Below are 23,944 nucleotides of genomic sequence, written 5' to 3' on the forward strand. Positions count from 1 at the left end.
CATTTTTTGATGAGCTTTCATCGCCCAAATTGAGAATAAAAAAGACCTCCTGATGGAGGTCTTTTGATTGCAGCTTAAACGGTTTTATTACCAGTATGCACTGTATGAATCAGATCAGACAGATCATACCCCAAGGATTCTGCATAACTTAAATATTCGCGTTGAGTCGCTTCGTCCAGACTGGTGCCGCGATGCAGTAGCCATAAATATTCTTTGTTTGGCTCACCTACGAGCGCGGTCTGATAATCGGGGTCGATTTTTAATACCCAGTAATCGCCCTTGGTAAACGGAATCCAACGCAGGCCTTCAGGTAAAAAGCTGACTTCAAGCTTGGCATGTTCTGCATCGACAATGATCGCTTCAGCAATGGCTTCATCCACCTTGCCATTTTCATTCAAGCTCTATACCGCAGAAATATCGGTGCTGTCTTCAGGTTGGCGCTTCATCGGCAAGTGTGCAATGTCATACCAGGTACTTAAATATTGTTCTAAATTAAAATTTGAAACGGTACTTAAAGTCTGACTCATTTTTCTTCTCTGTTTAGTTCAATAGTTAAAGTTTAGTTCAAGGTTTAAAAATGCCGCATCAGTGTAATACAGGCGGTAAAGCTCAAAATGATGTAATCATGTGGTGAAATGTTATCTGAAAATGGCCGAGCTACAGATTAAATCCACACGTTTGAGTAGAAAAAGATAAGGACTCATTTTGCGTATTTCAGGCTGAAAAAGCTTTGCAAGGCATTGGAATTGGCTTTGCTTTACATTTTTTTTGCAAAGATGATGGGTTTTGTAACTGTATGAGAAAGAACGGCTTAATTTGAATGCCGGAAAAATAGACAAATTTATTTACATTTTTAATGTGAAAGATAACATTTAAACGACTAGTATTCTCGGCTTGTTAACAATATGAAAGCCTAAATTACAGGCGAGGAGCGGTTGGTAAGGCATGATCTATGATCATCAAGTAAACATGAGCGAAGTATATGCTCCTGTCCAAGCGAATATCATGGTGCGTTCCCAATCGGAGCAAAGACCTAAAAAGTCATCCCAAAAAGCCACTGTCCGTAACGCTTCAGGCGTAAGCAATGGCCATCGTATCAATATCGAGAAATTTACCAGTTATCTGCAAGGCATTACCCGAAATACCAGTACACAGAAATGTGCGCGCAGTATTCGTGTCGGTCTGCAATCTTCTGGTGCGAAAATTGTGAATCATCCGGTCGCAGCAGCAGATTGGGGAAGTACCCTGATGCAGCTGGGTTATAAGAAAATTAATGCTTCTTTTGATCGGCCGAAAAAAGGCGATATCTATATTATTGACCGTACTCAGGGACATAAATATGGACATATCGCGGCTTATTCAGGTAGTGCCTGGGTATCGGATTTTAAACAGCGAGATCATGCGGTTTATCGCAATAAAAACGTGACTTATAGTTACTATCGTCTGGAAACTTACTTCTAAGAAAACACTGCGAAGTGATCAGTCCTCAAAACGCTTCGCACGGCTTTCATAGATTGAAACGATAAATAATCCAATCGCGGCAAAGCCAAGACATTGCAGACCCAAGGCAAATTTGCCCCATTGCTGGTGCTGTTCTGGTAAATAGCCAAACAGGGTAATTAAGGCAATGATGGGAATGACCCGGCTCAAGGCGCTAAAGCCATTTGTATAGGGATTGGATTTTGAGATTTTCAGGCGGAAATGGTGCAGTAAATGCACGACAATTCCAATCGCTAAACTCACCCCCACAAATACCGGATCTAACTGGGCCACAGTCGATGCTGTATAAATCAAAATACAGGTCGCGATGATGGCGATGAGTTTGATTTGACGGCTACAGCGTTCCGAATACCAAAATTCAAGCATGGGGTGAACCCGAATCTGATTTGTTCTGATTGAGCAGGGATAGTGGAGAAAACAGGCAAATCGCCAGTGCCATAAATGCAATGCCTTGTGCACCCGGAATCAGGATTTCACCCTGTTGCATATTCATAAAAACTAAAGCAATCAATAAGGCAATTGGAATCCAGGTCAGTAATCTATACAGCAAACCGGTCGGATTTTTGCTGGCAAAGTGGATTTTGCAGTAACGACAGATCAGAAAAATGATGCCGGTACCGACAAACATCAAAATAGAATCTAAGGGCAGCGGTTCCATCCAGTACAAGCCTGCAGCTGTCGCTGCAATCACAATAAAGATCAACAGTTTTTTGAGAACAGACACCTGCGGATTAAACCAGAACTCAAGCATAATGATGAAAGAATAGAAGAGATAATCGGCACTTTAGCATATTTTGAGTATAAAAAAGCGAGGCCTCTGCCTCGCTAAATTACGCGATTTTCTCAGCTATTTTTTTGTGGACCCCAGTCATATATTTTCTTCTGGTAGGCATACCACATCATCCACAAGCCAATCAGGATCATTGGCAGGCTCAGGAACTGACCCTTGCTCATCCAGCCAATAAACAGCTGGCCATTGTCCGGCTCACGGAAGAATTCAACCACAAAACGTGCCAAGCCATAACCGATCAGGAACAGCGCAGAAACTGCCATACGTGGACGTGGCTTCGAGCTGAACCACCACAGTACAATAAACAGGATTAGGCCTTCACATAGCGCCTGATAGAGTTGAGATGGATGACGAACCAGTTGCAGCGGATCGGTCGGAAAGATCATGCCCCAGGCAAAGTTTGGGTCGGTGACCTGACGGCCATACAGTTCGCCACCAATAAAGTTACCAATTCGGCCAAACATCAAGCCTGTCGGTACGCAAGGTGCGATAAAATCCAGAGTCTGGAACCAGGTCATCTTATATTTCTTGCACCACCACAACATGGCCAGAATGACCCCGAGGAAACCGCCATGGAAACTCATACCGCCGGTCCAGATCTGGAACAGCCATAAAGGATCGGCCAGGAACTGGGAAAAACCGTAGAAGAAGACATAACCGACACGGCCACCGATGATCACACCGAGAGCGCCGAAGAAAATCAGGTCAGACACCATATCCGGTGTCCAGCCACGTTGTTTGGCGCGAAACGTCGCCAATCCCCAGGCAAATAAAAATGCCAGTAAGTACATCAGTCCATACCAGTGGACTTGTAAGGGCCCGAGCGAAATCGCAACGGGATCAATATTGGGATAGGTGAGCATTCCTGTTCCTTGTGATTCTGTTTTGCACAGATTTTAGCTTAAAGCAAAGAAAAATGTTGTACATTCAATGTGTAAAGATCGAGAGCGTAAATTATGTGTATCGTGGCATTGGCTTGGAAGGTTCTGGATCAGAGCCCATTATGTCTGATTTCAAATCGGGATGAGTTCTATCAGCGTCCTACGCAGGAGCTGCATGAATGGGAGAATAGTCCGATTATTGCCGGGCAGGATTTACAGTCGGGCGGTACCTGGATGGGGATTACGGCTTCTGGTCGCTGGGCGGTGATTACCAATTTTCGTGATGGACAGGACAAAGGGCATTATCCGACTTCACGTGGACATATCATCCAGAACTTTTTAGATTCTGACTTAACACCGATCCGATTTGCCCAAGATCTGGAACAACGCCAGTGTGACTATGCCGGCTTTAATCTTTTTATGGGGGATCAGGATCAGGCGGTGTATATGAGCAATCGCGGTGAAGCACCACAAGTACTGGCGCATGGCGTCTATGTGGTTTCGAATGGCCTGATGAGCGAAGACTGGTACAAGACCCGCCATTTACGTAAACGCTTTACCCAGGAATTTTTACCGATGCTGCAATACCAGGAGATCGCAGAAGCAGATTTGTGTCATGCAGTCTGGGATATTCTGGAAGATGAACGCAAAGTGATTCCGGAGCTGCTGCCAGACACAGGTATCTCCGTGGAAATGGAACAGCTGCTGTCTTCGACTTTTATCCAGAGTCCGGCCTATGGCACCCGCTGCTCAAATTTTTTGAGAATGCAGCAGGGACAATGGCACTGGATCGAGAAGTCACAACAAGGTACAACCGCAGGTCAAACTATTGAGAAAATAATTAGCCTAAAATAATCACCGGATATAAAAAATGCCGACAGATGTCGGCATTTTTGAATAACGGCTTTTTATACGGTCGCTTGTTCCAAAGCTTCACCCGCAATGGCACCGCCATCTTTACGGGTAATGACCACAGTCGCAGAGCGAGGTACTTTGCCTAAACGGCTATAACGCTCGCTTTGGTTGGCTGGCCATGCACCCCCTGGATGCTGAACGTTGACAAAGATCGCTTTGTAGTCCGGGGTAATAGTCACGCCGGTAATTTCACAACCCGATGGACCAGTCAAAAAGCGACGAACACGATCATTACTGAGTTTGGCACCAACAAAGGTTTCCTGTCCTTCTGCCTTGGTACTGGCGGCAATCACTTTAGCACCATCACCCACAGTACCCGGAAGTGCTGCCAGCATCATACAGTTGGTTTCATCGGTGTACTGACCATCATCGGTCTGAATCCACAGAATCCCGCGCGGATCGAACCACATGCCGTCCGGGCTGGAGAAGTCATTTAAATCATCCAGACCTGACAGGTTGATGTTAGAAGCAGCACGTGCTTCTGCACCGAACAGGAAAATATCCCAAGCAAAACTTGTCGCTGTCACTGTATTTTTAGCTTCACTGAAACGAATGATATGACCATTCATATTGCCTGAATTGCTGGCGCTTGAACCTTTAAAGTCGATGTAGCTACGTGGGTTGGCAGCATCAGTTTCATATGCACGACCACGGTTGCTGTTGTTGGTTAAGGTTACATACACTTCACCATTTTCGGGATTCACGGCAACCCATTCTGGACGGTCCATTTTGGTCGCACCAACATGGTCAGCAGCAAGACGGGCATTGATGACGATGTCATCCTGGCCTGCAAATGGATAGATTTCATTGGCAGTAGTTAAACCATTTTTGCCATGAGTCAGTTCTAGCCATTCACCTGTACCGTCATCATTGAATTTAGCGACATATAATGTCCCTTTATCCATGTATTTATCACCAGCAGTATAACCACCATTGACGTCTTTCGGATCCCAGACGGCTTCAGAAACAAATTTATAGATATATTCGCCGGTCGCGTCATCACCCATATAGAACGCTAATGGCTGACCCGGAATAGGGTTGCTACAGCGGCAGTCTTCGTGTGCAAAACGACCCAGTGCAGTACGTTTAACTGGATGTGTAGTCGCGCTAAATGGATCAATTTCTACAATGAAGCCACAGGTATTCATGACATTACGATAATCTGCTAAAGCATTTGCGCCTTTAACTGAAATATCCCAACGATCATAAAGCCCTTTATCACCGGTTAATTCAGCAACAGGAGTATTCCAGCGGTACTGAGACGAACGGGCATCAGTACCACCACGACCATAACGTGATAATGAAATTTCTTCTTTTGCAATAGCGCGGGTGTCATTGGCTTGACGAGCGAAATAACCACTCCAGTTTTCTTCAGCCGTTAAGTAAGTTCCCCATGGCGTATAACCATTACCACAGTTGGCAAAGGTACCGCGAGTCAACGTCCCATCTGGTGAGAAAATAGTTTTGACTAAGTCAGAACCACGCGCTGGTCCATTAATTTCCATCTCGGTTGCGGCAGTGATACGACGGTTAAAATTAGAATTCAAGTTGATTTTAACATCTTGTGTATTTGCATCTTTGCTGATCTCAATAACAGAAACACCATGCGCATTCACTTCACGGAGTACCTGATCTTCTGGACGTACGCCATCGATGGTAATTGTAGCCTCTGGTGTATGGAGCTGAGATTGTTGTAGGTATTCGTGGTTTAAAACAAGTAAACCTTGTGTTGATTCTTTGGCAGCATAATTTTTGTTGGTTGGATGCATACCGAAAAAGCTCATACCATCATGGTTATCGCCTGAACGGAACTGGTAAGAAGCACCAGAAGCTAAGGTTGCATCGGTCTTTTCTGGATACGCAGGGTTGATTGGATCGCCTACTGCATACAATACTTTAAGCTCATAACCTTCGGGAACACTAAAGAAGTTTTGGGTATTCTTGCGAACCGGCTCAAAGGCTAATTTATTCGGACGTGCTTTTAGATCACTCCATGCATGTTGATCTGGGCTAGTGGTGTCTGGTGGTGTAGTTGGATTACCGTCAGGAGTACCAGAATCATTATCATCATCTGAACAGCCACTTACTGTTGCTGCAAATGCTAATGCCATTGCCCCACTTGTAGTTTTCGCAATAAAGCTGCGGCGGCTAGTATATTGATCCAGAATCGTTTGGAAGTGCGTGTTATTTGAGTTGTTACTGTCTTCAACCAGATCCTGGCAAGGTATCATGTCTTCATTTTTCATTTTAAAGTCCCAATTAAAAAATAAGTGCTTGGTGGTGTAGAAGTTTTCAATACCTTAAGCTTGGGATATGACAGTAATCTTAAGAAAATATTTCATTAAAGTTAAATAAATCAGTATTTTATTAAAATTTAAGAAACAAAAAGACAGCCAGAGCTGCCTGAGTAAGTCGATATTTTTGTTGTTTTGGCTGGTTATTGTTATTCAGTCTTTAACCGACGTTTTTCAATCAGTTTCCCTGCCAGCAAACCCAGTTCAAACAGTAGCCACATCGGGACAGCCAGCATGATCATCGACAGGGCATCCGGAGGGGTGACAAACATCGCTACAAAGAAGCAGCCCACAATAATAAAGCGCCGTTTCTCTACCAGAGTCTGTGTCGAAACTGCGCCAATCAAGATCAGAACCAGGGTAATAATAGGAATTTCAAAGGTAAAACCAAAGACCAGAAACAGCTTTAAACAGAAGCTGAGATAACTGTTAATGTCGGTCATCGGTGCCACAGTTTCCGGCGAAACACTGATAAAAAAATGCAGAATTGAGGGCAATGCCACAAAGTAGGCAAAGCTGATGCCGGTATAAAACAGCACGATACTGCCGATCAAAAGTGGCAAGGCCAGGCTCTTTTCCTTGGCATACAGCGCAGGCTTAATAAAGGTCCAAAGCTGATACAGGATAAACGGCATCGCGATCATCAGCGCGACAAAGAAGTTCAGCTTAAAAGGTGCCATGAAGGTTGCAGTGACATCTGTGGCAATCATGGTTGAGCTGGCAGGTAGCTGTGCACGCAAGGGTTCGGACAACCCTTGGTAAGTCTGATTGGCAAAGGGTAATAAGCAGAAAAACAGGCCAATCAGGACAGCAACCACTTTAAACAGATGCTTTCTTAAGATGATCAAATGCTGGGTAATCGGCATCTGTTCAAGATTCAGCGCTGCAGCATCATTTGAGGCGGGTGTGGTCGGTAAGGATGTCATACGGCCACCTTCATTTTTGTATAGCGTTGTTCTGAAATCATGGTTTGAATTGCTGTAGGCTTAGGTAAATACACGGAGGATACGGGCTGTTGCACCGGCTGATAGCTGAGCAAGGGCTGAGCAGACTGAGGTTTTATTTTTACTTGATCAGCTGCAATCGGCTGCTGCAAATCTGTCATTTGTGCCTGCATCTTGGCTTCCAGTTCCTGAATCCGTTGCATTTCAGCTTGCATCTGTTCACGTAGCTCGGACAGGCGCAATTCACGATCAAGATCATTCTGAACATTGCTCACCATACGCTTGATCTTGCCGTACCATGTTCCGACAAAACGTACTGCTTCCGGAAGCTTATCTGGTCCAAGGACCAAAAGCGCAATAATCCCGAAAATCAGCAGCTCGGTCATTCCGATATTGAGCATAGCGAACTCTTAACTTTTAACCGAATGTTCAGGCGTTTTGACCTGGGCATCAATGGTGCGCGGCTCTGCAAGCTTGGCCTGTTCAGCCTCTTCATCTTTGACTGATTTTTTAAAGTCTTTAATCGCGCCGCCGACGTCTTTACCCAGATTTTTAAGTTTTGATGTACCGAACAATAAAATCACCACAATTGCAAAAATCAGCACATGCCAAATTGATAATCCTGCCATTATTTTATCCTCTATATTTTATGTACCTATCTCAGCAGGCTTGTATGACAGCGCGGTGACGCTTTGATGACAGTTTGCCGACACGGCAGCAGAGGAATGAATCACTCATATAAAAAAATTCATAATTCAATGAAAAGTATGCTGTGCTAGCATACAGCCTGATATGGAAATCTCAGCAGCATTGTCATGGCCTTGATTCTTCCCCTCCTGTCTTTTCTGATCGGTTATTGGGGTGTGCAATATTTAAAACCGGTTCGCCCTCTCTTGGCAGCTTTATTGGCACGGGTCCTGATTCCGGTACTGATTATTTACAATATGGTGTTTTACCAAGAGGGCAGTTTGTGGCTGATTGCCTTCAGCTTTTTCTGTTCCTGCGTATTCTTTGCCTTATTTTATTTCACCCTGAAAAATAAACTGCGTGCCTTATGCCTGAGCTATTTAAATGGGGCATGGCTGGGAATTCCTTTTGCACTGGCAGTTTTTGGCCCGCAAGCGACCAGTACTGTGGTGGCGCTGTACATCGGTGGTTCTTTGTTTGGCAATGTCTGTGCGGTGATGGCAGTCAGTGAAGCCAGACAAGATAGCAGCTATATTTTAAAAAATGTACTGCTCTCACCACCAGTGGTGGCACTGTCAGTGGCAGCCTTATTGTCATTTTGGGATTTGAGTCAGTGGCAGCAAGTCGCTTGGGTAGAGAGGCTGTATCAGGCCAATAAAGTGCTGGTGACTTTTAGTGGCATGTGTGTGCTGGGAATGTGGCTGAGCAATGTGCGGATCAGCAGCTTTGATTTAATGCGCAGTCTGCAACTGATTTTTTATAGAGGGCTGTTTGCGGTTTTGCTGTGTGTTGCCGCTTATTATTATTTACCTATTCCGCAGCAGACGCTGACCTATGCGGTACTGCTGATGTTCTTTTTATTGCCGCCTGCAGCCAATATTGTGGCACTGGAAACCCATTATCAGGGAACAGGCCATTCCGCCAAATATATTGCTTCGGGAACTTTGGCCAGTGCGATCTTGATTGCCCTATATGGGGCAGTGGTGCATGCGTTGATGCCAGGATTATAAAAAACATAAAAAGGTCCTCTTACCCCTAGGGAGAGAGTTAGAGAGGATGTAAAAGCTTTAGAAGGATGATTTTCCCTCTTCTTTTAGGAGATGAGAAACGCTGTTTCGCAAGGGGAGAGGTGTATTTTAAAAATCCCTCACCCCAGCCCTCTCCCAAAGGGAGAGGGGGTAATGAGAGGAGAAACTTACTTCTCCAAACTCTTCTTAAACAGCTGCATCGCTTGCCCACGATGACTGATTTTATTCTTTTCTTCCTTGCTCATTTCTGCACTGGAAATCCCCAGTTCCGGTAACCAGAACAACGGGTCATAGCCAAAACCATTTTCACCACGCGCAGCTTCCAGAATTTCCCCATGCCAGATACCCTGAAAGACTTGCGGTAAAGGATCTTCAGCATGCTGTACCAGTGCCAGTACACAAACAAACATGCCTTCAATCGCTTCACCCTCTTGGCGTAAGGGTTTGAGATCGGCCAGCAGTTTTTCATTATTGGCGGCATCGTTGCCATGCTCACCGGCATAACGAGCCGAGTAAATGCCGGGAGCGCCGCCAAGAACCGGCACACAAATGCCTGAATCATCTGCAATAGCAGGTTTTCCGGAAATTTTAGAAGCATGGCGAGCCTTAATAATCGCATTTTCTACAAAGCTTAGACCATCTTCGATCGCATCTTCGATATTCAACTTGCCCTGGGCCACGACTTCAACCGGCAGTTGTAGCTCGGCAAACAGTTTTTCAAACTCGGCAATTTTACCTTTGTTATTACTTGCCAATACCAGTGTGCCTTGGGATAACCAGTCAGTTGCAGCCATGTCAAAAACTCATTATTAGATAAAGAATGGGCGCTATTTTAGCAATGGATGAAGAATTTGCGGCAATAAAAAAGCACCCGAAGGTGCTATTTATACCATTCAGCTTATTGTGCCTGAATCCATCTGTCGGCACGATCACGCGCCTGACGGATCTGCTCTTGGGTTAAATTCGCCGCCAAGGCAGTTTTTCTGCCTTCCGACAGCGTAATCACCTTATTGTCGAGCATGCCATCACGGGTAGAAAGTTCATACCACTGGTAAGCGCCCATATAGTTTTTCTTTTTCTCTTCCATCATTGCCAGGTTAAAGCTGGCACGGTTATCGCCACGGCTAGCCGCTTTTTCAAAATACTGACGTGCCAGCGCTTCATCTTTTCTGGTGCCAATGCCATCGGCCAGCATACGGCCAACATTCAGCTGTGCAACTGCCAGACCTTGATCCGCAGCAGCTTTATACCAGGCAAAGGCCTGTCGTTCATCTTTCTGTATATCTTTACCATACTGGTATTTGGTGGCCAGATAAAACTGTGCACCCGCCTGACCGGCTTTCGCCGCTTTGGTCAGACTATTGATATCCATGATGGAATACTGAGCCGCTTGACTGGCAACAGAAGGACTCGGTGCAACATAATCTGCATGGGCTTGCATGCCAAAAAGTCCAGCCAGTAGCGTCGTACTTAATAATAATTTTTTCATAGCGCGCTCACTCGATAAATTGCGACTTCACCAAATAGATTAGGGAGATGCTTGCTCAGCAAACTATCTTCTTGATTCCCGTTCACAGCGAGTCGATTAATAATTTTGATGTTATTTTCCGCACAAAGTGCTTCAAAATCACGAAATGTACATAAGTGGATATTCGGGGTGTTATACCACATATACGGCAAGGCTTCAGAAACCGGCATTCTCCCTTTGATTGCCAAGAAAGAACGGGTCTTCCAATGCGCAAAGTTCGGGAAGGTAATAATAGCCTGTTTCCCCACACGCACCATATCACGTAATAATACGTCAGGCGCATCTACAGCTTGCAAAGCTTGTGCCATGACCACATTGTCAAAAGACTGGTCAGCAAAGCGGCTTAAGCCGAGGTTTAAGTCTTGCTGGATGATATTTAACCCGCGACTGACTGCAATTGCAATCTTTTCCTGATCAATTTCTAATCCGTATGCACGAATATCGTGCTTTTTACTCATTTGTGCCAATAGCTCACCGTCGCCACAACCGAGGTCAAGTACGCTAGAACCGGGCTTGATCCACTTTTCAGCGAGTTGTTGATCGATACGCATTATATGGTCTCCTTCGGTGTTGCTTTCAGGTGTTCTTCACCCCCGAGAAATGCACGCAAAGATTTTACATAGAGCGGAATCGGGAACAGAAAAGAGTCATGACCCTGTTCTGCATCAATATCCAGATAGCTCACAGGTTTGTGATTGCTGATCAAGGCATCCACGATTTCCTGTGAGCGGGCAGGGGTAAAACGCCAGTCAGTGGTGAATGACACCACCAGGAATTTGCACTGGGTATTGGCCATGGCTTTTTTGAGCGACTGTTCATATTCACGCGACGGATCAAAGTAATCCAGTGCCTTGGTCATGATCAGATAGGTATTGGCATCGAAGTTACGGCTGAATTGCTCACCTTGATAACGCAAATAGCTTTCGACCTGAAATTCAACGTCAAAGCCATACATAAATTTACCTGATTTCAAATCGCGGCCAAACTTCTGCTTCATGGCTTCTTCGGACAGGTAGGTAATATGGCCGACCATACGTGCCAGAATCAGGCCACGTTTTGGATAGCTGTCATTTTCCAGATAACGACCATTATGGAAATCCGGATCTGACAAAATCGACTGACGTGCCACTTCGTTAAAGGCAATATTCTGTGCAGAAAGTTTCGGAGCGCTGGCAATGATCACGCATTTTCTTAAACGGTTTGGATAATCCACTGACCATTGCAATGCCTGCATGCCACCCAGTGAACCACCAATGATGGCATCCCAGGTATCAATCCCTAAACGATCAGAAAGCAAGGCTTGGGTTTTGACCCAATCGCGGACCGTAACCAAGGGGAAATCAGGACCATAAGGACGGTTGTCATTTTCAGGGTTTGGCGAGATCGGGCCGGTAGAACCGCTACAGCCACCAATATTATTCAGTGAAACCACAAAGAATTTTGACGTATCAATGGCTTTACCGGGACCAATACATGAATCCCACCAGCCGGCTTTTTTATCATCTTCATGATGATAGCCAGCAGCGTGGTGATGACCGGAAAGGGCATGACAAATCAGAATGGCATTGGACTTATCGGCATTGAGTTCGCCATAAGTTTCAACCATCAGTTCAAAACGTGGGAGGATGCGACCGCATTCAAGCTCTAACGGCTCTTCAAATTGGAACTTTTGTGGGACAACAATGCCCACTGAGTCAGCTGGAAAAGACACGGGGAGGATTCGCCTTAAATCTTTAGTATGAATAATAAAAGGATACCATTTGCCGGTATCCTTCTAAAGTCATTTTAGTGCTATGAATTATTGCTAATTCTAATACAGCCGTTTAGACCGCAGCAGCAATCACCTGATCAGTGCTTAATACACCCTGATCAATCAGGCGGTTGGTCGAGGCAATAATTGCTTCAATGGAAGAGGTCACGATGTTGTCATGTACCCCGGCACCAAAGGCAGATTTACCGGTACCTTTCACCTGAAGTTCGATCAAGGCCAAGGCTTTAGCATGTGCACCAGAACTGATGCTGCGCTCTTCATAGTTTACGACATCAATCGGTAACTGAAGTGCATCCAAAATCGCAGAAATTGGACCGTTGCCTTCACCGCGAACACGGCGTGACTGGCCATCAATTTCAAGATCCAGCTCAATCACCTGATTGCCGTTATCATCCGACAATTTGTAGTTTTTCGCAGAATAGTGAACGTTTTTAGCATCCACATAGGTTTCTTTGAACAACTTCCAGATTTCAGTCGCACTGATTTCAGTGCCTTGCTCATCGGTACGTTTTTGTACGATCTGAGAGAATTCAATCTGTAAACGACGCGGCAAGATCACGTTGTAGTTCGATTCTAACAAGTAAGCAATACCACCTTTACCTGACTGTGAATTCACACGGATCACTGCGTCATAGTCACGGCCCAAATCTTTCGGGTCGATTGGCAAGTACGGCATATCCCAGATTTCTTCGTTTTTCTGGAACTCGAAACCTTTTTTGATTGCATCCTGATGCGAACCCGAGAATGCAGTAAACACCAAATCACCGGCATATGGATGACGCGGGTGCACAGGTAAACCGGTACATTCTTCCACAGTCGCAATGATTTCATTGATGTTGGAGAAGTCCAAGTTTGGTGCTACACCTTGGGTATACATGTTCAAGGCAATCGCAGCCACGTCGACGTTACCGGTACGTTCGCCATTACCAAATACACAACCTTCGACCCGGTCAGCACCAGCCATAATTGCCAATTCTGAAGCGGCAATACCACAGCCGCGGTCGTTGTGGCAGTGAACTGAAATGATCACGCCATCACGACGCTGAATGTTACGGTGCATCCATTCGATTTGATCGGCATAGATGTGTGGACCTGAAACTTCTACCGTTGCAGGTAAGTTTAAGATCACTTTATTCTCTGGAGATGCTTCCCAGATTTCAGTGACGGCATCGCAGACATCTTTCGCGACTTCTAATTCGGTTGCAGTAAAACATTCCGGGCTGTACTGAAATACGAATTCAGTTTCCGGCTGTTTTGCGGCATATTCTTTTACTTTTTGTGCAGCATTAATGGCTAACTGTTTTGCACCCTCAACATCAACATTCAAGACTTTATTGCGGAATGTCGGCGAGTTAGAGTTATAGATATGTACAATGGCACGTTTCGCACCTTGTAAAGATTCAAAGGTACGCTGAATCAAATGATCACGTGCCTGAACCAAGACCTCGATATAAACGTCATCCGGAATATGACCTTCTTCAATCAATTTACGGGTGAAATCGAAGTCAATTTGCGATGCTGACGGGAAGCCGATTTCAATATGTTTGAAACCGATTTTCACCAACATCTGGAACATCTTGAATTTCTGCTCCATGTTCATTGGCTCAAAGATCGCTTGGTTACCGTCACGCAGGTCGGTACTCATCCAGATTGGCGCTTTATTGATTTCGTTGTTCGGCCATTGACGGTCTGGTAAGTCCACACGTTGATACATGCGACGGTATTTTTTACTTGGATCAGCCAACATCATGAGAGAGCTCCTTATGCTAACTTGGGTACCGTAATCTTGGTTAAAGCGGTGCGTGGGTCAGCGGCATAGATTTTGTCTATTCATTGGGTTTTAGTGACAGTCTGGTTCAAACCTGAAATATGGTCTAAATATTGGTGGTTTAGCTTCACCAAATGCACTAAATGCCTTACTTATAATTTAAAGTTTAATCCACTTATCCCGAAAAATTTTTGCTATTTTTATGGATTTTAGTCGTATGGTAATAAAGATTTTCTTATAAAGTTTAAGTGGTGAAAAATATTTTCACTTATTTTAAATATTGTATTTTATATTTTCTTTATTTTAACATAATGCGTTATTTATTACGTTCAATTGTGCCATAAAGCAGTATATTTTGATAAAAAATAAATCCAGTTGTTTTCAAAGATCATTAACGTCAGGGCATGTTTTAAAGTTCAGCCCATTTACGCATTAAATTATGATACAGATTGGTCAGTTTCATGACTTCGGCGTGCTGATCACCTAGCTCAATTCTCAGATTTTGAATGCTCTGATCCAGATTAAACAGCATATGCCGCTCTGCATCATCCCGGATCATGCTTTGTACCCAAAAAAATGAAGCAATTCGACAACCGGAAGTGATTGGCGTGACTTCATGCAGGCTGGTCGACGGATACAGAATCATATCGCCGGCAGGCAATTTTACTTCGTGATAACCATAAGTGTCTTCGACCACCAGTTCACCACCGACATATTCTTCAGGTTCACTCAAGAAAACCGTACAGGATAAATCCGTTCTAAGGCGTTCATTGCTGCCACGAATCCGGCGAATCGAATTGTCGACATGAAAGCCGAAAGATTCATTATTTTCATAGCGGTTAAACAGGGGAGGAATAATATCCAGTGGAATCGCCGCTGATAAAAATAAAGCATGCTGTCCCAGAGACTCAAGAATGATTGTGCTTAAATGCTGGGTCAGGGAATGATCTTCAGGTAATTGCTGATTCTGTTTCACTGTGGCAGAGAGCGTACCCGCGGTAACCTTGCCATTGACCCACTCAATCTTATTCATCTCCTCACGGAAATATTGCACCTGTTCTTTGCTCAGTACATTTGGAATATGATGCAGCACTGGAAACCCCTGAATAATCGTATTTTAAAAATAACATAGCCCCCATCAGGAGGCTATGCGGTTGCATTGAATTAATATTTAAAGTTGACTGCCAGCACTGCGCTACGGCCTTCTGCTTCGGTCGCATAATGAGATGAATAGGCTTTAGTGAAGTAACGTTCATCAGACAGGTTGTTAAGATTTAATTGCAAATCAACGTTTTCATTCACGTTATAACGTGCCATGGCATCATAGCGAACATAGCCCGGTACAAACTTGGTATTAGTAGCATTACCATAGACTTTGTCCATTGCGACGGCACCAGCACCTAGAGTTAAAGCAGGAGTTACTGCATAAGTAGTCCAAAGGGTTGCACTGTTTTTCGCGACGTTTTGAACTTGGTTCCCATTGCTAGGATTTGGCGCATATACAGCAGGTTGACCTGTAGCGGCAGTATTTACAAATCCACCATCAATCATTTCACTGTCTAAATAAGTATAACCCGCAGATATAGCCCATTTATCCGTGATGTTGCCATTTACACCAAGCTCAATACCATCGACACGAGTTTCACCAATATTACTTGTGGTGCCATCATCTCCGGTCGCACGAGTATTGGTTTTTTCCGTGCGGAAAATAGCTGCAGTCAGGTTGAGCTTATCATTCAAGACATCCCATTTAGTTCCTAACTCCATGGTCCGGACTTCTTCAGGTTTAAGATTATTTATTGCAGCAGTAATCCCTTCAGAACCATCGCCACCATCTACGCCGACTGGATTTGCAGATGTTGCATAACTTGCATAGATACTGCCATTTTCAACAGGTTTAAAGGTCAGGCCAGCTTGATAGTTGATAAAGTCTTTATCATTTTCAAGTTTAACAATTGTTCCTGCTGGAGTCGTAGTATTAAAACGACCTGCAAGCATGGTTTGCTCAGTTGAGTAGTCATCCCAACGTACGCCTAAATCTAAAAGCCACTGAGGGGTGAATTCAATACTATCCAGGAAATAAACAGACTTTGATTTGCTTTGAATATTGTACTGGTCGGCACCATTGGTACTTAATGTACCTGTCCATGGCCCACGGTTTGGGTTTTGTACCGAAGTACACCAGCCCGAAGTAATATCACCAGCGTTACAGGCATTGTGTACATTACCTGTAGCGTTAACACCATCGATAATGTATTGGGTACGGTCAGTTTCTTGGTCTGAATATTCGGCCCCCAGGTTAAAACTATGTTTAAGCATACCGGTATTAAATTTACCGGTTAAAGCAAGTTGGTCGGTAAAAGCATCAGTATCTGCCACACGTGAGTTGGCACGTGCCCAAACATTTCCTGTTAATTCACTTGTAAAACCTGCTTTGTTGTAAAAGTTACCCTGAGAGTCATCTGGATTGGTCCAAAGGTAATCATTCTTAGAGTTGCCATACACAGCAGTATTGCTAATGGTTAGATTGTCAGTTAAGTCATGTTCTAATTTGATGGTTCCGATCTGATTTTCTTGTTTTTGGAAATCACGATCTTTCCAGCCGTAATATTGACCTTGTTTAACGTCAATTGGCTTGCCATTTCCATTTAATGGACGATAGTCAGTTGCTGTTGCAGTTCTTGGAGCAGCAAATGGGTTGTTATACGGGATACCTGAGTCAGGCGTATCGTCCGATTTTAAGTAGTAATAACTTAAAGTCGCGCGAGTAGAGGTGTCCAGACCAAAGCTAATACTCGGTGCAATCCCAGCACGTTTATATTCTGCACCGTCTTTCTGGCCTGCTTTTTCGTTTTGATGTCCCATGACGGCAACACGTGCAGCAATGCCGTTACCAAAATCTTTGTTGCCATCTAAAGTAATACGTTGGTAATTGTCAGTGCCGCCAGCGACCAAGCCTTCTAGAAAATCGCCTGCTTTAGCGACTTTAGAAATCATATTAATGCTACCGCCAGTGGTGCCTGCACCGCCCATGGCAGAAGCAGAACCTTTGGTCACTTCAACTTGTTCTACCGCAAACATTTCACGGTTTTGTGAAGTGGCATTACGAACGCCGTCTACATACATCGAGCTTTCAGAGTTATAACCGCGAATAAATGGACGGTCACCATTCGGATTACCACCTTCACCTGCACCCAAGGTAATCCCCGGAACTGTACGCAGTGCATCAGCTAAAGTCGTCACTTGTGTATCTGCAATCAGCTGTTTTGAAATCACTGAAACTGACTTTGGGGTATCGAGTAAAGGCGCAACAAATTTGCTATTCGCAGATTGATCTACTTTTAAGCTGGGTGTTTGTTCAGCTTTGACTTCTTGATGAATCGTCTCTAACTGGATCACCTGTTCTTCTGCCATCGCAGATGCAGCTACCATTGATAAAGATGAAACAATTGCAGAAGAAACGATTTTTTTACGTGTTTTAATGAAGGTCATGTTAAACCTAATAAATGAATGCTAAAAATGTATGCGAATAGTAATGATTCTTGTTTTTATTTTTATCTTTTTATCATGGGAATTCATGATCTTTAAGAAAATATTAAATGAGTTTATAAATGTAATATTATAACAATAAATATTTAAGTTTATGTTTTTAATAGATATTGGTAAATCAATCTGATTGTTAAATTTTTATTGAGAATAATGATGTCTATAGAGGGGCATAAATTAATAATGTTTTGGAAAGTATTGATCGCACGATAAGAAAAAACCCTGCCAGGGCAGGGTTTTAAATAATTTTCACTTAAATATTAGAAGTCATATGAAACAGATAGCCAGTAGTTACGGTCTGGAATATAAGTACCCGCTAAACCACTCGTCGTTTTAGTATATAAGAAAGCATTTTCAACTTCGTTATCACTATTAATAAATGACTTATAGTCGCCAAAGTCTTTGTTCAATAAGTTATTCACACGACCTGAAACAGTAACTTGATTGTTGACTTTATAAGATGCACCTAAATTAAATAGCTCATAGGCTTTTAACTTATTGCCGACAGCATCAATTTCACGACTTACATTGACATTGCTTAAATCAGGATCTGTGAAGCGTACACGGTCAGATTTATATTCAGCTTCTAACCAAGTAGTGAACTTATCATTCACATACCAAGTTCCTGTGAAGTTCAAAGCGTGACGAGGTGTATTTTCAATAGGATTACCTTTATTTTCACCTTCGGTAATTTCAGACTCTAGCCAAGTATAGTTTGCTTTTACATCAACGCTTGGAGAAATGTCATATTTAGCACTAAGTTCAACACCGTAGCTTTCAGCTTCACCTGCATTGCCTTTAAAGCTAAAGTTTTGCTGATTATCAAAATTGCCTACAGTCATGCAGTTGTTTGCAGGTGCTTGTCCTGTTGATCGACCTGCCCATAAACAGTTTTCAACGACGCGTGCATCACTGATAATAATATCTTTAAACTGAGTAAAGAACGCAGTGGTAGTTAAAGAGAAATTAGATAAGTTATCGTAAACGAAACCAAGTTCATAGTTTGTGGTTTCTTCAGGCTTAAGATCTGGGTTGCCCAAAGTCACGTTTCGGCCTTGTGAGCTAAAACCATTGATTCCATTATGAAGGTCATTCGCTGTTGGAACTTTATAGCCAGTACTTACACCACCTTTTAAAATCCACTGATCATTGGTGTTCCAAACTAAATATGCGCGAGGTGTAAAGTGACCACCAAAAGCACTATGGTCTTCGTAGCGACCACCGAAAGTGAATGCAAGAGAATCCGTTAGATTCCATTCATCCTCAGCGAACACAGACCAAGAATCCTGTTCAAAAGCAACTCCATTACCTGCTGAGTTATCGATGGTTTCACCATCTTTATATTCAATACCAGCTGTAAGTTTATGGTTGCCAAGTGTTGAAATAATACGAGAATCAACGGTTAGGTCTTTATTTTCTAAAATACGATCTTGTGTACCATCTGAATAATAATTGTATTCAGGTACATTTCCTTTTGGAAGACGACGGCCTTCCTGTTCAGAAGAAACATAGCTTGCAAATGTTTTCCATTGACCAAAACTAAGCTCAGCATCTACACCTGCAGAAATACGATCTCTTAAGAATTTGATCTCGTCTTTATATGAACCAATCCCTGATGGTAAACCTGTCGTGCGGTTGAATTCGTAAAGTTCACCTAAACGGGCATCACTATTATCAAAACGTTGTTTAGCATGATCAAAGTCTACCCAAGTAGAGACGTTATCATTTACATTTAGCGTAAGTTTTGTACCCACAGCATAATTATTTGCTTCTACTGTACGAGGGTCACGACCTTGGCTGCCTTCATCAATAGTTTTTGCGGGTGTAACAAGTCGATCTGATTGATCGCGGTGGAAAAACTCGCCACGTACTTGTATACCAAGTTTATCTTGAATCACTGGACCATTAACAACTGCACTGGTTTTCCAGTTATTACCAATATCAGAATTTTCTTGAATATTCTGTTCAACAGAAACGTTACCATTCCATTCTGATGCAACTTTCTTGGTAATAATGTTAATGATACCGCCCATGGCATCAGAACCATAAAGGGTAGACATAGGCCCACGAATGACTTCAATACGTTCAATAGAAGCTAATGGTGGCATAAAGCTTGTACTAAATTCACCAAAACCATTTGGACCAACTGAACCAGAAGTATTCTGACGCTGACCATCGATCAAAATAAGAGTGTAAGATTGATTCAGACCACGCATTTGGATATTTAAACCACCAGTTTTGCCTTGGCCATTTCGTACGTCGACACCTGGTACTTCACTGAGCGCATCTGCAATACTGGTAATACCTTTTTTCTTTAAGTCTTCTGCAGTTACTACACTAATAGAGGCAGGCGCATTTTTTATATCTTGTTCAAAACCCGCCGCTGAAACCACAATCGTAGACATTTGATGTGTTGTTGTAGGAGTCGCTGTCTCGTTCACAGTCTCTGCGAAAGCAGATGTTGCTGTAACCCCAAGAATTGCCAATGTAAGTGGACGAAGACTAAAACTATGCATGACCAAATTCCCGAACCGAAGAATAAATTAGTATTGTTGCTCAAATAAGAAACTGGATATTAATGATAGTATTTATCATTTGCAATAAAAATATACATTTTCTCCATTTAAATTGGGTTGACTGGGCATCTGGAAAGATGGCAATTCAAATAAAAAAGGGCTTAAAAACTGGAACTCGCGCGTATTTTTTGTATATCCTTAAATGTTGTCATATAATGTGGCACATTTTTATAAACCTGTTATAACCTAATATATAGAGGAAGCCATGCAAGTAACTTCTGAAGCGGTTTCGGGCGTTGCCCGTCGTTTAAATGTTTCTGTACCGACGAGCCGTATTAATGAGCAATTTGAAGCTCGTTTAAAACGCACTGCTAAAACTGCGAAGATCAACGGCTTCCGTCCAGGTAAAGTGCCTGTAAACGTAGTTCGTCGTGAATACGGCGCGGGTATCTACCAAGAAGTAGTAAACGATATTATTCGTGACACAGTTTTCGAAGCGATCCAGCAAGAAAAAATCAATGCTGTGGGCATGCCAAACATCGAAAAAACTGAAATGAAAGACGACGCGCTGGTATATACAGCGACTGTTGAAGTTTATCCAGAAATCGAAGTGAAATTCGACGGCTTGGAAGTTGAGCGTAAAGCAGCTGAAGTAAATGACAAAGATGTTGAGAAGATGATTGAAAATCTTCAAAAACAACGTGCTGCTTGGACTGAAACCAAAGGCATGGCGAAAAAAGACATGCAGGTAACTTTCGATTTCGAAGGTACTGTGGATGGCGAGAAATTTGAAGGCGGCGCTGCTGAAGACTTCAAACTTGTTCTAGGTTCTGGTCGTATGATCCCTGGCTTCGAAGACGGCATCGTTGGTATGAAGAAAGGCGAAGAGAAAGTAATCGACGTTACTTTCCCTGAAGATTACCAAGCTGAAAATCTGGCTGGTAAACAAGCTCAGTTCAAAATCACTGTAAAGCTTGTTGAAAAACAAAAACTTCCAGAAATTGATGCTGAATTCCTGAAAATCTTCGGTGTATCTGAAGAAGAAGGCGTTGAGAAGTTAAAAGCTGACGTTCGTAAAAACATGGAACGTGAAGTGAAGAATGGCCTTCGCAACCAGGTTAAAGGCGCGACTTTCGATGCATTAGTTGCTGCAAACGAAGTTGAACTTCCAGCTACTATGCTTGCTCAAGAAATTGACCGTCAACGTCAACAAATGATCCAGCAGTTCACACAGCAGTTTGGTGCTCAAGGTGCGAAAGCATTTGATTCAAGCATGCTTCCAGATGAATTGTTCAAAGAACAAGCTGAAAAATCTGTAAAACTTGGCGTACTTGTAAGCCGTGTTTTAGCTGATGCGAAAATCGAAGTAGATGCTGCACGTGTTGAAGCGTACATCGAAGACATGGCTTCTTCTTATGAAGATCCAAACGAAGTAATTGAATACTTCAAAAACGATGCGCAACAACGTGCTCAAATCGAAGCAGTTGTACTAGAAGATCAAGTTGTTGATTACATTTTGGCTTCTGCTAAAGTAACTGATGCGACTGTAAGCTATGAAGACTTATTGAAAGAGCAACAAGCTCGTCAACAAGGCTAATCTAGCTTTCGATAAAAAAGGCGCTTAATGCGCCTTTTTTTCATATTGATGCCTGAAAAAAGCATTTCTGTTTTTCACAAAACTAATGCAAAAAATATAATGGATTTGTTGGCGAATTTTTTGCAATTTCAGTGATTATCCCTCATATTGTGATTATGGGTTAGGTCACAAAAAATTTAGGAATAAATAAACGTATGTATGTTCCAACGATTGAAAACGCTTTAGTGCCAATGGTGGTAGAACAATCCTCTCGTGGTGAGCGTTCTTTTGATATTTATTCACGCCTTTTGCGTGAACGTGTAATTTTTATGACGGGCGAAGTTGAAGACAACATGGCGAACCTGATCGTTGCGCAAATGTTGTTTTTAGAGGCGGAAAATCCAGATAAAGATATTCATCTATATATCAACTCACCAGGCGGTTCGGTAACTGCAGGTATGGCGATTTATGACACCATGCAGTTTATCAAACCTGATGTCGTAACGTACTGCATGGGTCAGGCAGCATCAATGGGGGCGTTCCTGCTGAATGCCGGTACCAAAGGCAAGCGTTATTGCCTTGAAAATGCCCGTGTCATGATTCACCAGCCATTGGGTGGTTTCCGTGGTCAGGCTTCAGATATTGAAATTCATGCGCGTGAAATCCTGTTTATTAAAGAACGTTTAAACCGTTTAATGGCTGAACACAGCGGTCAGGATTACGAGAAAGTTGCACGTGATACAGACCGTGACAACTTTATGACTGCTCAGCAAGCGAAAGAATACGGTCTTGTAGACGAAGTTTTAACTAAACGTCCATAAGTTTTAAAGATTGAGATAGTGGAGTAAATATGTCCGAACATCCTCAAGGACAAAAGCATTGTTCATTTTGCGGTAAAACGCAGTCTGAAGTCGGAAAGCTGATTGCAGGCGAGGACGCATACATTTGTAACGAATGTGTGGACGTATGCTTAGATTTGGTTCAAACCAGTCAACAGGTGGAAACCAATGACTGGGCCAATCGTCCTTTGCCGAAACCGCATGAAATTCGTGCGGCCTTGGATCAATATGTGATTGGTCAGGACGTCGCGAAAAAAACCTTGTCAGTTGCGGTTTATAACCATTACAAGCGCTTGAAAGTGCAAAATAATGGCAAGAAAGCTGATGATTCAGTCGAGCTTTCAAAAAGTAATATTATGTTGGTTGGTCCGACAGGATCGGGCAAAACCTTGCTTGCACAAACGCTGGCACGTCTTCTTGATGTTCCATTTGCCATGGCAGATGCAACGACACTGACCGAAGCAGGTTATGTGGGTGAAGATGTAGAAAACATCGTACAGAAGCTTTTGCAAAAAGCAGATTACGATGTCGAAAAAGCGCAAAAGGGCATTATCTATATCGATGAGATCGACAAGATTACCCGCAAGTCTGAAAACCCATCCATCACACGTGATGTATCAGGTGAAGGTGTTCAGCAAGCATTATTGAAAATGATTGAAGGCACGGTTGCATCAATTCCGCCACAAGGTGGACGTAAGCATCCGCAGCAGGAATTCATTCAGATTGATACCTCGAATATACTGTTTATCTGTGGTGGTGCATTCTCAGGACTTGAGAAAATCGTGCAGCAGCGTCAGGAAAAAGGTGGCATCGGCTTTACTGCAGAAGTGCGTAAAAAAGATGAAACCAAGAAGCTGTCTGACTTGTTCCGTCAAGTTGAAGCAACTGACCTGGTAAAATTTGGTTTGATTCCAGAATTTATTGGTCGTTTGCCCGTGATTGCCACTTTGGACGAGTTAGATGAAGAAGCACTGATGCAGATTCTGACTGAGCCGAAGAATGCTTTGACCCGTCAGTATCAACATCTGTTTGATATGGAAGATGTGGATCTGGTTTTTGAAGAATCGGCATTACGCGCAGTGGCTAAGAAAGCAGTTGAACGTAATACAGGCGCACGTGGCCTACGTTCGATTCTGGAAAATTCATTGCTGGAAACCATGTATGACTTGCCAAGCCGTAGCGATGTCGGCACTGTCATCATCAATGAAGCTGTGATTAAAGGTGAAGCAGAGCCGGAATACCGTGCCGAGCGTCAGCCACATGATCAGCAAGAGACAGCAACAAAAATAGATTTAAAGGTCGTGAATAGTAAATCTGCTTAATTGCTATTCGTCCGAAACGTGCGAAAACTCCGTGTTTTC

General features: G+C 43.2%; 21 protein-coding genes and 1 pseudogene. 6 read left to right on the forward strand and 16 right to left on the reverse strand.

What is annotated here, in order from left to right:
* Nucleotides 1-74: 74 nt before the first annotated feature.
* Nucleotides 75-527 (reverse strand): annotated as a pseudogene (locus AC1IR0_RS07365) (lipocalin family protein).
* A gap of 418 nt (nt 528-945) precedes the next feature.
* Between AC1IR0_RS07365 and AC1IR0_RS07370 the strand changes: the two are divergent.
* On the forward strand, nt 946-1,461 hold the full coding sequence (locus tag AC1IR0_RS07370) for a hypothetical protein (RefSeq protein WP_005107935.1): 516 nt from the start codon (nt 946-948) through the stop codon (nt 1,459-1,461).
* Between the two features lie 18 nt (nt 1,462-1,479).
* On the opposite strand, the gene AC1IR0_RS07375 is transcribed toward AC1IR0_RS07370, so the two are convergent.
* The 3 genes from AC1IR0_RS07375 to lgt form a co-directional block, all read right to left on the reverse strand.
* The gene (locus tag AC1IR0_RS07375; RefSeq protein ID WP_409651853.1) at nt 1,480-1,866 is read right to left on the reverse strand and encodes a hypothetical protein; all 387 of its coding nucleotides are present in this window, start codon (nt 1,864-1,866) and stop codon (nt 1,480-1,482) included.
* Nucleotides 1,859-2,251 (reverse strand): hypothetical protein, encoded by a 393-nt coding sequence (locus AC1IR0_RS07380; protein WP_005250664.1) that lies wholly within the window; start codon nt 2,249-2,251, stop codon nt 1,859-1,861. Before AC1IR0_RS07380 ends, AC1IR0_RS07375 begins: the two co-directional genes overlap by 8 nt.
* 92 nt (nt 2,252-2,343) lie before the next feature.
* The gene (lgt, locus tag AC1IR0_RS07385) at nt 2,344-3,153 is read right to left on the reverse strand and encodes a prolipoprotein diacylglyceryl transferase (protein ID WP_005107931.1); all 810 of its coding nucleotides are present in this window, start codon (nt 3,151-3,153) and stop codon (nt 2,344-2,346) included.
* A 93-nt stretch (nt 3,154-3,246) separates the two neighbouring features.
* Here lgt and AC1IR0_RS07390 point away from each other — a divergent pair, with 93 nt between their 5' ends.
* Entirely contained in the window at nt 3,247-4,026 is a 780-nt protein-coding gene (locus tag AC1IR0_RS07390) for an NRDE family protein (RefSeq protein ID WP_409651857.1), read from the forward strand.
* Nucleotides 4,027-4,079: 53 nt separating this feature from the next.
* Here the strand turns inward: AC1IR0_RS07390 and AC1IR0_RS07395 are convergent, their stop codons facing one another.
* The 4 genes from AC1IR0_RS07395 to tatA all read right to left on the reverse strand — a co-directional run bounded on the left by AC1IR0_RS07395 (nt 4,080) and on the right by tatA (nt 7,953).
* Nucleotides 4,080-6,332 (reverse strand): PhoX family protein, encoded by a 2,253-nt coding sequence (locus tag AC1IR0_RS07395; RefSeq protein WP_479741254.1) that lies wholly within the window; start codon nt 6,330-6,332, stop codon nt 4,080-4,082.
* Between the two features lie 197 nt (nt 6,333-6,529).
* Nucleotides 6,530-7,306, reverse strand: a complete 777-nt coding sequence (gene tatC, locus AC1IR0_RS07400) for a twin-arginine translocase subunit TatC (protein ID WP_180037958.1) — start codon at nt 7,304-7,306, stop codon at nt 6,530-6,532.
* Nucleotides 7,303-7,725 carry a Sec-independent protein translocase protein TatB gene (tatB, locus tag AC1IR0_RS07405; protein ID WP_191112044.1) on the reverse strand — a complete coding sequence of 141 codons (423 nt, stop codon included), beginning with the start codon at nt 7,723-7,725 and terminating at the stop codon, nt 7,303-7,305. The genes tatC and tatB overlap by 4 nt, the downstream gene beginning before the upstream one ends.
* Nucleotides 7,726-7,734: 9 nt before the next feature.
* Nucleotides 7,735-7,953, reverse strand: a complete 219-nt coding sequence (tatA, locus tag AC1IR0_RS07410; protein ID WP_004729524.1) for a Sec-independent protein translocase subunit TatA — start codon at nt 7,951-7,953, stop codon at nt 7,735-7,737.
* A gap of 186 nt (nt 7,954-8,139) precedes the next feature.
* Between tatA and AC1IR0_RS07415 the strand changes: the two genes are divergently transcribed.
* Nucleotides 8,140-9,021, forward strand: a complete 882-nt coding sequence (locus AC1IR0_RS07415; protein WP_409651865.1) for an AEC family transporter — start codon at nt 8,140-8,142, stop codon at nt 9,019-9,021.
* A 185-nt stretch (nt 9,022-9,206) separates the two neighbouring features.
* Here the strand turns inward: AC1IR0_RS07415 and rdgB are convergent, their stop codons facing one another.
* The 8 genes from rdgB to AC1IR0_RS07455 form a co-directional block, all read right to left on the reverse strand.
* Complete coding sequence (rdgB, locus tag AC1IR0_RS07420; RefSeq protein WP_338840675.1) at nt 9,207-9,833, reverse strand: RdgB/HAM1 family non-canonical purine NTP pyrophosphatase; 627 nt, start codon at nt 9,831-9,833, stop codon at nt 9,207-9,209.
* Nucleotides 9,834-9,937: 104 nt separating this feature from the next.
* Entirely contained in the window at nt 9,938-10,528 is a 591-nt protein-coding gene (locus AC1IR0_RS07425) for a tetratricopeptide repeat protein (RefSeq protein WP_004647420.1), read from the reverse strand.
* Nucleotides 10,525-11,118, reverse strand: coding sequence for a methionine biosynthesis protein MetW (gene metW / locus AC1IR0_RS07430; protein ID WP_004278415.1), 594 nt, complete (start codon nt 11,116-11,118; stop codon nt 10,525-10,527). The genes AC1IR0_RS07425 and metW overlap by 4 nt, the downstream gene beginning before the upstream one ends.
* Nucleotides 11,118-12,278 (reverse strand): homoserine O-succinyltransferase MetX, encoded by a 1,161-nt coding sequence (gene metX, locus AC1IR0_RS07435; RefSeq protein ID WP_004647421.1) that lies wholly within the window; start codon nt 12,276-12,278, stop codon nt 11,118-11,120. Before metX ends, metW begins: the two co-directional genes overlap by 1 nt.
* Before the next feature lie 112 nt (nt 12,279-12,390).
* On the reverse strand, nt 12,391-14,088 hold the full coding sequence (gene leuA, locus AC1IR0_RS07440) for a 2-isopropylmalate synthase (RefSeq protein WP_004278413.1): 1,698 nt from the start codon (nt 14,086-14,088) through the stop codon (nt 12,391-12,393).
* Between the two features lie 427 nt (nt 14,089-14,515).
* A complete protein-coding gene (locus AC1IR0_RS07445) occupies nt 14,516-15,199 on the reverse strand; it encodes a Fe2+-dependent dioxygenase (RefSeq protein ID WP_479741255.1) in 684 nt (227 codons plus the stop codon).
* A gap of 71 nt (nt 15,200-15,270) precedes the next feature.
* Nucleotides 15,271-17,598: a TonB-dependent receptor gene (locus AC1IR0_RS07450; protein ID WP_479741256.1), complete on the reverse strand. Its 2,328-nt coding sequence runs from the start codon at nt 17,596-17,598 to the stop codon at nt 15,271-15,273.
* A 314-nt stretch (nt 17,599-17,912) separates the two neighbouring features.
* The gene (locus AC1IR0_RS07455) at nt 17,913-20,168 is read right to left on the reverse strand and encodes a TonB-dependent receptor domain-containing protein (RefSeq protein ID WP_479741257.1); all 2,256 of its coding nucleotides are present in this window, start codon (nt 20,166-20,168) and stop codon (nt 17,913-17,915) included.
* Between the two features lie 265 nt (nt 20,169-20,433).
* On the opposite strand from AC1IR0_RS07455, the gene tig reads away from it, so the two are divergent.
* The 3 genes from tig (at nt 20,434) to clpX (ending at nt 23,905) form a co-directional block, all read left to right on the forward strand.
* The gene (gene tig, locus AC1IR0_RS07460; RefSeq protein WP_219308384.1) at nt 20,434-21,765 is read left to right on the forward strand and encodes a trigger factor; all 1,332 of its coding nucleotides are present in this window, start codon (nt 20,434-20,436) and stop codon (nt 21,763-21,765) included.
* Between the two features lie 194 nt (nt 21,766-21,959).
* On the forward strand, nt 21,960-22,565 hold the full coding sequence (gene clpP / locus AC1IR0_RS07465; protein WP_004647427.1) for an ATP-dependent Clp endopeptidase proteolytic subunit ClpP: 606 nt from the start codon (nt 21,960-21,962) through the stop codon (nt 22,563-22,565).
* Between the two features lie 29 nt (nt 22,566-22,594).
* Nucleotides 22,595-23,905 carry an ATP-dependent protease ATP-binding subunit ClpX gene (gene clpX / locus AC1IR0_RS07470; protein WP_114541260.1) on the forward strand — a complete coding sequence of 437 codons (1,311 nt, stop codon included), beginning with the start codon at nt 22,595-22,597 and terminating at the stop codon, nt 23,903-23,905.
* Nucleotides 23,906-23,944 lie beyond the last annotated feature (39 nt).

The sequence above is a fragment of the Acinetobacter sp. 129952 genome, from assembly GCF_056642055.1.

Coding starts and splice junctions, on each gene's coding strand:
- AC1IR0_RS07370 (WP_005107935.1), top strand. CDS start 946: ATGATCTATGATCATCAAGTAAACATGAGCGAAGTATATGCTCCTGTC.
- AC1IR0_RS07375 (WP_409651853.1), bottom strand. CDS start 1,866: ATGCTTGAATTTTGGTATTCGGAACGCTGTAGCCGTCAAATCAAACTC.
- AC1IR0_RS07380 (WP_005250664.1), bottom strand. CDS start 2,251: ATGCTTGAGTTCTGGTTTAATCCGCAGGTGTCTGTTCTCAAAAAACTG.
- lgt (WP_005107931.1), bottom strand. CDS start 3,153: ATGCTCACCTATCCCAATATTGATCCCGTTGCGATTTCGCTCGGGCCC.
- AC1IR0_RS07390 (WP_409651857.1), top strand. CDS start 3,247: ATGTGTATCGTGGCATTGGCTTGGAAGGTTCTGGATCAGAGCCCATTA.
- AC1IR0_RS07395 (WP_479741254.1), bottom strand. CDS start 6,332: ATGAAAAATGAAGACATGATACCTTGCCAGGATCTGGTTGAAGACAGT.
- tatC (WP_180037958.1), bottom strand. CDS start 7,306: ATGACATCCTTACCGACCACACCCGCCTCAAATGATGCTGCAGCGCTG.
- tatB (WP_191112044.1), bottom strand. CDS start 7,725: ATGCTCAATATCGGAATGACCGAGCTGCTGATTTTCGGGATTATTGCG.
- tatA (WP_004729524.1), bottom strand. CDS start 7,953: ATGGCAGGATTATCAATTTGGCATGTGCTGATTTTTGCAATTGTGGTG.
- AC1IR0_RS07415 (WP_409651865.1), top strand. CDS start 8,140: ATGGCCTTGATTCTTCCCCTCCTGTCTTTTCTGATCGGTTATTGGGGT.
- rdgB (WP_338840675.1), bottom strand. CDS start 9,833: ATGGCTGCAACTGACTGGTTATCCCAAGGCACACTGGTATTGGCAAGT.
- AC1IR0_RS07425 (WP_004647420.1), bottom strand. CDS start 10,528: ATGAAAAAATTATTATTAAGTACGACGCTACTGGCTGGACTTTTTGGC.
- metW (WP_004278415.1), bottom strand. CDS start 11,118: ATGCGTATCGATCAACAACTCGCTGAAAAGTGGATCAAGCCCGGTTCT.
- leuA (WP_004278413.1), bottom strand. CDS start 14,088: ATGATGTTGGCTGATCCAAGTAAAAAATACCGTCGCATGTATCAACGT.
- AC1IR0_RS07450 (WP_479741256.1), bottom strand. CDS start 17,598: ATGACCTTCATTAAAACACGTAAAAAAATCGTTTCTTCTGCAATTGTT.
- AC1IR0_RS07455 (WP_479741257.1), bottom strand. CDS start 20,168: ATGCATAGTTTTAGTCTTCGTCCACTTACATTGGCAATTCTTGGGGTT.
- tig (WP_219308384.1), top strand. CDS start 20,434: ATGCAAGTAACTTCTGAAGCGGTTTCGGGCGTTGCCCGTCGTTTAAAT.
- clpP (WP_004647427.1), top strand. CDS start 21,960: ATGTATGTTCCAACGATTGAAAACGCTTTAGTGCCAATGGTGGTAGAA.
- clpX (WP_114541260.1), top strand. CDS start 22,595: ATGTCCGAACATCCTCAAGGACAAAAGCATTGTTCATTTTGCGGTAAA.